General features: G+C 65.4%; 13 protein-coding genes. 11 read left to right on the forward strand and 2 right to left on the reverse strand.

Translation table 11 applies throughout. From position 1 onward, the window contains the following. The first annotated feature begins 15 nt into the window (after positions 1-15). The 7 genes from rpsE to ABZ909_RS08120 all read left to right on the forward strand — a co-directional run bounded on the left by rpsE (position 16) and on the right by ABZ909_RS08120 (position 4689). The gene (gene rpsE / locus ABZ909_RS08090) at positions 16-660 is read left to right on the forward strand and encodes a 30S ribosomal protein S5 (protein ID WP_356996989.1); all 645 of its coding nucleotides are present in this window, start codon (positions 16-18) and stop codon (positions 658-660) included. Between the two features lies 1 nt (position 661). Continuing rightward, positions 662-841 carry a 50S ribosomal protein L30 gene (gene rpmD, locus ABZ909_RS08095; RefSeq protein ID WP_356996990.1) on the forward strand — a complete coding sequence of 60 codons (180 nt, stop codon included), beginning with the start codon at positions 662-664 and terminating at the stop codon, positions 839-841. 2 nt (positions 842-843) lie between these two features. Continuing rightward, positions 844-1287: a 50S ribosomal protein L15 gene (rplO, locus tag ABZ909_RS08100; protein WP_356996991.1), complete on the forward strand. Its 444-nt coding sequence runs from the start codon at positions 844-846 to the stop codon at positions 1285-1287. Positions 1288-1455: 168 nt separating this feature from the next. Next, positions 1456-2778 (forward strand): preprotein translocase subunit SecY, encoded by a 1323-nt coding sequence (secY, locus tag ABZ909_RS08105; protein WP_356996992.1) that lies wholly within the window; start codon positions 1456-1458, stop codon positions 2776-2778. Continuing rightward, entirely contained in the window at positions 2775-3320 is a 546-nt protein-coding gene (locus tag ABZ909_RS08110; protein ID WP_356996993.1) for an adenylate kinase, read from the forward strand. Before secY ends, ABZ909_RS08110 begins: the two co-directional genes overlap by 4 nt. Continuing rightward, positions 3321-4121, forward strand: a complete 801-nt coding sequence (map, locus tag ABZ909_RS08115; RefSeq protein WP_356996994.1) for a type I methionyl aminopeptidase — start codon at positions 3321-3323, stop codon at positions 4119-4121. A 154-nt stretch (positions 4122-4275) separates the two neighbouring features. Further along, complete coding sequence (locus ABZ909_RS08120; protein WP_356996995.1) at positions 4276-4689, forward strand: nuclear transport factor 2 family protein; 414 nt, start codon at positions 4276-4278, stop codon at positions 4687-4689. A 128-nt stretch (positions 4690-4817) separates the two neighbouring features. On the opposite strand, the gene ABZ909_RS08125 is transcribed toward ABZ909_RS08120, so the two are convergent. Both ABZ909_RS08125 and dtd read right to left on the reverse strand, forming a co-directional pair. Further along, positions 4818-5417, reverse strand: coding sequence for an AAA family ATPase (locus ABZ909_RS08125; RefSeq protein WP_356996996.1), 600 nt, complete (start codon positions 5415-5417; stop codon positions 4818-4820). 36 nt (positions 5418-5453) lie between these two features. Continuing rightward, positions 5454-5897, reverse strand: coding sequence for a D-aminoacyl-tRNA deacylase (dtd, locus tag ABZ909_RS08130; RefSeq protein ID WP_356996997.1), 444 nt, complete (start codon positions 5895-5897; stop codon positions 5454-5456). A 156-nt stretch (positions 5898-6053) separates the two neighbouring features. On the opposite strand from dtd, the gene ABZ909_RS08135 reads away from it, so the two are divergent. From ABZ909_RS08135 to ABZ909_RS08150, 4 genes are read left to right on the forward strand one after another with little or no spacing between them, the layout of a single operon-like run. Beyond that, the gene (locus tag ABZ909_RS08135; protein WP_356996998.1) at positions 6054-8018 is read left to right on the forward strand and encodes a hypothetical protein; all 1965 of its coding nucleotides are present in this window, start codon (positions 6054-6056) and stop codon (positions 8016-8018) included. Continuing rightward, positions 8015-8809: an ESX secretion-associated protein EspG gene (locus ABZ909_RS08140; protein WP_356996999.1), complete on the forward strand. Its 795-nt coding sequence runs from the start codon at positions 8015-8017 to the stop codon at positions 8807-8809. Before ABZ909_RS08135 ends, ABZ909_RS08140 begins: the two co-directional genes overlap by 4 nt. 23 nt (positions 8810-8832) lie before the next feature. Further along, positions 8833-9246, forward strand: coding sequence for a hypothetical protein (locus tag ABZ909_RS08145; protein ID WP_356997000.1), 414 nt, complete (start codon positions 8833-8835; stop codon positions 9244-9246). Then, positions 9243-9740, forward strand: a complete 498-nt coding sequence (locus ABZ909_RS08150) for a YbaB/EbfC family nucleoid-associated protein (RefSeq protein WP_356997001.1) — start codon at positions 9243-9245, stop codon at positions 9738-9740. Before ABZ909_RS08145 ends, ABZ909_RS08150 begins: the two co-directional genes overlap by 4 nt. The last annotated feature ends 18 nt before the right edge of the window (positions 9741-9758 follow it).

Consider the following 9758-nt stretch of genomic DNA (forward strand, 5'->3'; position numbering starts at 1 on the left):
TGGAAGGAACGTCTGATGCCGGGACGTCAGCGGCGTGACGGCGGAAACGGTCCCGCCGGACAGAGTGGTGGCAGTGACAACCGCGATCAGCGTGGTGGCGGTCGCGACCGCCGCGGCGGTGGCGATCGCCGGGACAATGCCGCCGAGAAGAACCAGCTCGAGCGCGTCGTCGCGATCAACCGCGTCTCCAAGGTCGTGAAGGGTGGTCGTCGCTTCAGCTTCACCGCCCTCGTGATCGTCGGTGACGGCAACGGTCTCGTCGGCGTCGGCTACGGCAAGGCCAAGGAAGTTCCCGCGGCCATCCAGAAGGGTGTCGAAGAGGCTCGCAAGAACTTCTTCCGCGTTCCGATGATCGGCTCCACCGTCACCCACCCGGTTCAGGGTGAGGCGGCTGCCGGTGTCGTCATGCTGCGTCCGGCTTCGCCCGGTACCGGTGTGATCGCCGGTGGCGCGTGCCGTGCCGTGCTGGAATGCGCGGGCATCCATGATGTTCTGGCCAAGTCGCTCGGTAGCGACAACGCCATCAACGTCGTGCACGCCACCGTTGCGGCTCTGAAGATGCTGCAGCGTCCCGAAGAGGTCGCCGCTCGCCGCGGTCTGCCGATCGAGGACGTGGCCCCGGCCGGCATGCTGCGTGCGCGCGCGGGACAGGGAGTCTGATATGGCACAGCTGAAAGTGACCCAGATCAAGTCCAGCATCGGCGCCAAGACGAATCAGCGGGAGTCGCTGCGCACCCTCGGGCTGCGTGGTATCCGCAAGTCCGTGGTGCGTGATGACAACGCGCAGAATCGCGGCCTGATCAACGTCGTGCGCCACCTCGTTCAGGTTGAGGAGGTCTAAGCATGACCATCAAGTTGCACCACCTGCGTCCTGCCCCGGGTGCCAAGACCGAGAAGACCCGTGTGGGTCGCGGTGAGGGCTCGAAGGGTAAGACCGCGGGCCGCGGTACCAAGGGTACGAAGGCTCGCAAGAATGTCCCGGTCCGCTTCGAGGGCGGTCAGATGCCGATTCACATGCGTCTGCCCAAGCTCAAGGGCTTCACCAACCCGTTCCGCACCGAGTACCAGGTCGTGAACGTCGGTGACATCGCCCGCGTGTTCCCCGAGGGCGGCACCGTCGGCAAGGCCGAGCTGGTCGCCAACGGCCTCGTTCGCAAGAACGAGCTCGTGAAGGTGCTCGGCGAGGGCGAAATCGCTGTGGCCGTTCAGGTCTCGGCCGACAAGTTCTCCGGCTCCGCCAAGGAGAAGATCGCGGCTGCGGGTGGCACTGCCACCGAGCTGGCCTGACGGTAACCTGAAATAGCAATGGCACCGGGCGAGTCGCGAGCTCGCCCGGTGCCGCTGTTAGAGTTCAAGTGTTGTCTGCCAACACCGTCATGGTTCTCGGCGTTTTTCGGCTGAACCAGCCCATCGCTGAATCCGTGGCCTGACCCATGTCGTTAGCCAGGAGGATCTGTGCTTTCCGCCTTCGTGTCGGCTTTCCGGACCCCGGACTTACGGCGGAAGATTCTCTTCACGCTGGGACTGATCGCGCTCTACCGGCTCGGTGCGTCGCTGCCCTCGCCGGGCGTCAGTTACAAGAACGTTCAGGAATGCATCAACCTGGTCAACGGCGGCAATGACGCCGGTATCTACCAGCTGATCAACCTCTTCTCCGGCGGCGCGTTGCTGCAGCTGTCCGTGTTCGCGATCGGCATCATGCCGTACATCACAGCGAGCATCATCATCCAGCTGTTGACGGTCGTCATCCCGCGGTTCGAGGAACTGCGCAAAGAAGGCCAGTCGGGTCAGAACAAGATGACCCAGTACACGCGGTATCTGTCGATCGCGCTGGCCGTGCTGCAGTCGACCGGTCTGGTCGCGCTCGCCTCCCGCGGTCAGCTGCTGCGTGGCTGCCAGAAGGACATCCTGGACGACACCTCGATCTTCGGCATGATCATCATCGTGCTGGTCATGACCGCGGGCGCGGCCCTGGTCATGTGGTTCGGCGAGCAGATCACCGAGCGCGGCATCGGTAACGGTATGTCGCTGTTGATCTTTGCGGGTATCGCGGCGCGAGTTCCGTCGCAGGGCAAGCAGATCTACGACAGCCGTGGCCTGACCACCACCATCCTGGTCGGTTTCGCCGCACTGGTGGTCATCGTCGGCGTCATCTTCGTCGAGCAGGGCCAGCGCCGGATTCCGGTGCAGTACGCCAAGCGCGTGGTCGGCCGCAAGATGTACGGCGGGTCCTCGACCTATCTGCCGTTGAAGGTGAACCAGGCCGGTGTCATCCCGGTCATCTTCGCGTCCTCGCTGCTGTATCTGCCGAACCTGTTGGCGCAGTTGACCCAGAAGAGTTCCGGTAACCCTGCCAAGTGGCAGGAGCTGATCCAGAAGTATCTGGTCAATCCGAGTAACCCGGTCTACGTGGCGATCTACTTCGCCCTGATCGTGTTCTTCACCTACTTCTATGTCGCGATCACCTTCAATCCGGAGGAGCGCGCGGACGAGATGAAGAAGTTCGGCGGCTTCATTCCGGGCTACCGCCCGGGCAGGCCGACCGCCGATTACCTGAACTTCGTCCTGAGTCGGATCACCCTCCCCGGCTCGCTCTACCTCGGTGCTGTAGCTGTGCTACCGAACCTGCTGCTGGGTATTGGCTCCGGAGGTGGCGGCGTGTCCAGCCTGCCGTTCGGCGGTACCTCCGTGCTGATCATTGTGAGCGTCGGCCTCGATACCGTGAAACAGATCGAGAGCCAGTTGATGAACCGAAACTACGAAGGGTTCCTGAAGTGAGACTCGTACTGCTCGGACCGCCCGGCGCCGGTAAAGGCACCCAGGCCGAACTGTTGTCCGAAAAGCTCGGTGTTCCGCACATCTCCACCGGGAACCTCTTCCGCACGAATATCGCGGAGCAGACTCCGCTGGGCCGCGAGGCGCAGCAGTATCTGGACGCCGGCAACCTGGTGCCGTCGGACGTGACCAACCGCATGGTCGAGGCGCGCATCGCAGAGCCGGACGCGGTCAACGGCTTCATCCTGGACGGCTACCCGCGCACCGTGGATCAGGCCGAGGCGCTGGAGAAGATGCTCAAGGAGGCCGGCAAGGAGCTCGACGCCGTCATCTCCTTCGTGGTCGACGAGGACGTGGTGGTCGAGCGCATGCTGGCCCGCGGCCGCGGCGACGACACCGAAGAGGTCATCCGCAACCGCATGCGTGTCTACCGCGAGGAGACCGAGCCGCTGCTGGAGCACTACGACGGCCAGGTCGTCTCGGTCGAGGGTGTCGGCGATGTCGCCGAGGTCAACGAGCGGGCGCTGAAGGCCCTGGGTCGCTGAATGGTCTTCGGCCGCAAGAGCAAGCGGGTGGTGCCCTTCCGGACCGCCGGTGAACTGGACGCCATGGCGGCGGCCGGCGCTATCGTCGGCCGCGCGCTGGTGGCGGTGCGAGCCGCCGCCAAGCCCGGCGTCTCCACCTGGGAACTGGACGAGGTGGCCGAGCAGGTCATCCGTGGGGCCGGGGCGATCCCGTCGTTCAAGGGCTACCACGGTTTCCCAGGTTCCATCTGCTCGTCGGTGAACGACCGAGTGGTGCACGGCATCCCGTCCAAGGACGAGATCCTCACCGAGGGCGACCTGGTGTCCATCGACTGCGGCGCCATCCTCGAGGGCTGGCACGGCGATTCGGCGTGGACCTTCGGCGTCGGCACCATCATCGAGGCGGACCGCCTGCTCAGCGAGGCGACCCGGCTCTCGATGGAGGCCGGCATCGCCGCCATGGTCCCGGGTAACCGGCTCTCGGACGTCTCGCACGCCATCGAGCAGGGCACCTACGCCGCCGAGAAGTTGCACGACCGCAAGTACGGCATCGTCTCCGGGTACGGCGGCCACGCCATCGGCCGCGAAATGCACATGGACCCGTTCCTGCCCAACGAGGGCGCACCCGGCAAGGGCCCGGAGCTCCGCGTCGGCTCAGTGCTCGCCATCGAGCCCATGCTCACCCTCGGCACCACGGAAACCCATGAGCTGGACGACCATTGGACCGTTGTCACCGACGACGGCACCCGGGCCGCCCACTGGGAGCACACCGTCGCGGTCACCGAAAACGGCCCGCGCATCCTGACCCTGCGCCCGGAGTAGGCTCCGCGCAACATCTTCCGTACCCGCCTCGGCCCCGCTGAGGCGGGTACGGTCGTTTCGACGCTCCTGAACCCTGAACCATGCGGGATGGTGATATCGGGTATGCGGGATTCTCGTTGGTCGCATGCCTGCAGAGTCCGTAGCGTCGGTTGCTATGAGCACCACGGAGAATCGAGAGCTGATTCGGGTCGTCTTCGAGCAGATGGCCGAGGGTAATGGCCGGGCGTTGACGGACGCCATGGCCGATGAGTGCAGTTGGACCTTTCCCGGGGAGTGGTCGTGGGCGGGTACCTGGGCTCCGAAAACCGCTGTGGTGCATGGGCTGCTGCGGCCACTCATGGGGCAGTTCGCCGATACCTATCGGATGGAAGCGGATCTGATTCTGGCCGACGGAAACCGGGTCGTAGTCCAGGCGCGCGGGTATGCCACCACGGTCGCGGGGGAGCCCTACCATCAGACCTACTGTCTCCTGTTCACCCTGGCGGGCGGGCTGATCATCGAGGTGGTCGAGCACTGCGACACTTCGCTGGTGGAACGCGTGTTGCAGCCTCTCGCACCCGCCTCGTGATTCGTCAGGCGTGGCTCCGGGGAGCCGCGCCCCATTTCGCCCGCGCCTTCGTCGCCGACAGCCTGTCGGACCTCGACGGTTCTATCGTGGCGGGCCTGACGTCGAAATGGGTCCGCTGGCGGCTCGGCTCAGAACAGGCGAATATGCCTGATGCCCACCAGGACTCGGCGGAGTTCGGTGCGGAGCGGGCCGTCGGTGTTCGGGGTCAGGGTGAGGCCGCAGGTGGTGGCGATCCGATCAGCGACCTCACGCAGCGTGAGCTCGTCGGTGTGGATGTGCTCGGCGAATTCGGGTGAGGCCAGCGCGTTCAGGCAATGGTCGACCCGTTCCACCGCGAAGCTCTCGTGCCGCAGCCCGCCCAGCGCGCGTTCTCGTAGCCGCCGCACCACGGTCTCGGGCCGCGCCATCAGCGCGAAATGCCGTACCTCATGCCCCTTTTCGCGCAACCGCCCGACCGTATCCTCGAAGTAGGCAGGCTCGACCACGGTCATCGGCGCGATCACCGGCCCAGCATGCCTGGTCATCACCAGATCGAGTGTCTCGAAAACACCCTGCCGCCAAGCCGGTAGATCCTGAAAGTCCCCCCGCAACTCCCTGGGGATGACCCGGTGCAGCCCGAACCCGACCTCCTCGGGGTCGCACACCACACTCCCGGGCAACCGCCGATGCAGTTCATACGCGGTGTGCGTCTTCCCTCCGCCGAAGGGCCCATTGATCCACAGCAGCATGCCCGCCACCCTAGCCGCGGGCGTTGTTGTCCCCGGTCAGCTTTCGAGCAGGATGGTGACGGGGCCGTCGTTGACGAGCTCGACATGCATATGCGCCCCGAACTGCCCGGTGGCGACGGTCGCCCCGAGCTCGCGCAGGGTGGCGGCGAAAGTGTCCACCAGCGGTTCGGCGACGGGCCCGGGGGCGGCCGCGTTCCACGAGGGCCGACGCCCCTTGGCGGTGTCGGCGTAGAGCGTGAACTGACTGATCACCAGAATGGGCGCACCCAGATCAGCGGCCGATCGCTCCCCGTCCAGAATCCGCAACCGGAACAGCTTGTCGGCCAGCGTCTTCGCCGTGTCCTCGGTATCGGTGTGGGTGACCCCCACCAGCGCCACCAACCCGTGGGGCGCGCCGTGGGCGGTGGGGTCGATCCGCCCGACAACCTCCCCACCCACGCTCACCTGCGCCGACGTCACCCGCTGCACCAGTACCCGCATGGCTGCCAATCCTCTCAGACGGCGCGTTCGCCCCCGCGGGGCTATCCTCGAGCAGCCACGCACGCCCCGAATTTCCTTGTGCGCCATAGGTAGTTCACGACAGTAGGCTGTGCTGGCATCTTCAGCTGGCAACGGGCGGAGCGACAGTAGTTAGCGATGGCACCTGATAACAGTAAGTACAAGGACAAGGACCAGACGGCCTGGCCGGGGCTGATGGACCAAGCGAATTCCGGCCACCTGGAATTCGAGCCCGGGGCGGCCGAGCAGGGGGCACAGGCCGCCGCACAGCTGGTCGCGGATCTGCTGTATTACCAGGGCATGATCGACGGGCACCTCACCGACATCGGCCCCATCGGCGATCTGAAGTCGGGCGGCCTGGTGGCCACCAATCTCAATTTGATCGGCACGCACATGTCGGATGCGTTGACCACCCATATCGCGATCCTGCGCGACATGATCGACACGTTCAACCGGGCGGGGCGGAACTACGTCACCACGGAAAATATGTCCGCGGACAACTTCCGGTATCTGCACACCCAATCGCCTGCCGATGACAGCCAGTCGACGTTCAAGGTCTCGGGCGACCATCAGTTCACCGTTCCGAACAAGACATCGCCGAACAGCTACGACGATTCGGCCGACGACGGCTATCCGGACAGCCTGAAGAACTACAAGGGCGGCAAGGCGGGCTTCGATGCGCGCCCCGAGCCCAAGGACTCGATGAGCTGGGAGGCGCTGTACCACCTCGGGCAGGACATGAAGCCCGATCCGTACAACAACGCCTACGAGCTGTACAAGCTGCTGAAAACGAAGGTGGACAGCAGCCTCAGCGATTTCAACAACTCGATCCAGGCGTTGCAGAGCAAGTGGAAAGGCGACGGCGCGACCGCCGCGCAGACCGCGGTGACCAGCTACTGCAACAGTATTCAGCCGCTGCTCGACACCATGGACAACGCATCCCAGATCATGCGCTACACCAGCCGCTGGATGATCCAGACCGCGGCGTCGATGCCGTACCAGGAGCATCAGCCGTGGAGTTGCGACAAGCACGGCGAACTGGAGCGTTACCGTGGCCATTTTCAGGACCACTACGCCGACGGCGTCACCCACACCTCGCAGTCGACGCCGTCGGTGCCGGTCCCGGCGCCTGTCGACAAGCCGAAGCCGGACCCCAATCCGAACCCCAATCCCAATCCGAACCCGAACCCCAATCCGAACCCCAATCCCAATCCGAACCCGAACCCCAATCCGAACCCGAACCCCAATCCCAACCCGAACCCGAACCCGAACCCCAACCCCAACCCGGGCGGGGGCACACCCAATCCGGGTGGCGGCACTCCGAATCCCGGTGGCAGCACTCCGAATCCCCAGGTGCCGCCCCTCAAGGACGTCAAGGACCCGAACACCAACGGTGCCAACCCGAATGGCACCAACCCGAACGGTTCCAACCCCAACGGCTCGAACCCGAACGGTTCCAACCAGAGCTACCCGAATCAGTCTCAGCCGCAGAACAGCTCGACCGGCGGCAGCTCCGGTGGTTCGGACATGTCGCAGCTCAGCAGCCTGTTGAGCACGCTGGTCAGCGGTGCGAGCACCGGCATCTCGACGATCGCCCAGCAGCTGCCGTCCATCCTGCAGGCGCTCGATTCGATGCACTCTACGGAGCTGTCGAACTTGGCCACCGCGCTGGGCGTGCCCGAGGACAAGCTGACGACCGCGTTCACCGCGATCGAGCAGGACCCGTCGAAGGTGACCCAACTGTCACAATTGCTGGGCCTGTCGGGGAACACCCCGCAGACGCCCACGCCGACCGCCGGACTGCCGAGCGACACCGTGCCGCTGGGCACGGTGACTACGCCGAATTCTGGTCTGGCGAGCGCGATTCCCGCCGCGGCCGTGACCAATTCGCCGTTGGCGGGGCTGACCAACCTGTTCGGCGGAGCTACGGGTCCGGGTGCCGGACTGGATCCGCTGGTGGGTATCGTGGCCGCGCCCTCGGACGAGGCCGCGCCGACAGCGCCCGGGATCCCCGCCGCCGCCGCGGATCCCGCGCCCGAGCAAGTCGACTTCATCCGGGGCCTGGAGGGCGTTATCGAAGGTAGCCCGGTGGTCGAGGCATGAGCTGGCAGTTCACCGACATCGAGTTCAAGGTGCTGTGCAACCGGTACCGCCAGGGCGCGATCCCGTCGCCCCTGGTGTACACGAGCCGGACCATGGACGCCGACGAGTATCGGCGACAGCTCCTGGCGGCCGAGGAGGAGCTCGACCAGCGGCTCGATCCGAACTTCCGCGCCGTGTTCGAAGTCGTGTGCAACCCGGAGGTTTTCGTGGGTGTGCACGGCTGGCACGACGCGGATATCGACAACCCGGACAAGCATCTGGTGGTGCACGGGGCACGGCGCGGTCGCCGCGCCTGCGTGCTGATCCAGCAGCCGGGGGAGACGACGATGCACAGCGGCGGCGTCACATTGATCGAATGTGAACCGGAGGAGCTGGCGCGGTTGCTGGTGGCGCAGCTTCCCGACGTCGAGGCCGGCCAATCGACCGCGATCGCGATCGCGACCGAGCCGTCGGCTCCGGATCCCTATGAGGCGCCGCAGGCTTCGGCCTTCGATACCTTCGAGGAGTCCACCGAATCCCGTAGTCTGCGCTTCCTGTCGACCCCCGCCGATCAGACCGGCGCCATGCAGATTCTGCAGGGCCGCTCCAAGTACGGACCGCGCGGTGTCGCCGTCTCCACCCTCGTGTGGCGGGATCTGCCCGGTGACGGCCGGTACATGATCGATCTCGATCCGGAGGTGAAGTCCGCTGTCGGCGTGGATGCCCGACGGCTTGTCGATCACCTCGACCGCGTTATCCGGGGGATTCTGGAACACATGGAATCCCGTGGGGAGCAGCAAGAGTACGTCTGATCGGGTGCGGAGGCGCGGCGGGTGTGACCGCCGCGCCTTCTGAATCAGCACTGTCCGTTAATATTCCGGCCACAATCTGGTTGTCCGATGCTGACAAGGTCAACGTTATGAGCGGCAGTCGGCTGGAGTCCTACCATGATTTGCTGATCACGGCGTCGCAGCGGACCGGCGACGTGCGCGACGGCATCAACGGGGTGGTGAACACCTTCAACGCTCAGGCGGACGGTCTCGGCACGCCGTGGGGCAATGATTCGCTCGGTAACCAGTTCGCCAATGGCGATCAGGGCTACCTGGCCAGCAAGAAGAACATTGTCGAGGGTGCGACCAACATGGCCGGGACCTTCGCGAATTTCTCGAAGTCGCAGAAGGATTCGGCCGACAAGCTGGCGGCCACCGAAGAGGCCAACCGCGAGGCCTTCCAGCAGGCCGCGCAATGAGCAATGAACGGCAGAAGGCCGAACTGGCCGACATCCTCGAGGGTTTCGGCGAGCAGATGCGCCTCATCACCCAATTGCAGTGTGAGCGTGCGGCTCTGACCGCGTCGGTCACCGTGCGCAAGCGGGTGACGGTCACGGTGAACGCGGACGGCACCGTGATCGAGACCAAATTCCATTCCGACATCGAGGATCTCGACTACCCGGAGATCGCCAAGGCGGTCACCGAGGCCGCGCAACAGGCCGCCGCCGAGGTCGCCCGCCGCAGCCGGGACATCATGGCGCCGGTGTCGCAGAACCGGAAGCGGCTGCCCACCCTCGCCGACCTGGTGCCCGGCATGCCCGACCTGAGCAAGGCGCTCGCGATCCCGGAGCCGCCGGTGGTGTCCACCGCGCCGCCGAAATCGGCGGAGCGCCTGGGCGGTTACCGAGATTCGGACGCGAATATCGATGTGGCACAGCCGCGGCGGGGCGGGGCCACCGATTCCGGATGGTGATACGACAGCGCCGGGTGA

Origin of the sequence: Nocardia sp. NPDC046763 (genome assembly GCF_040645495.1) — a bacterium.
GTDB lineage: Bacteria > Actinomycetota > Actinomycetes > Mycobacteriales > Mycobacteriaceae > Nocardia.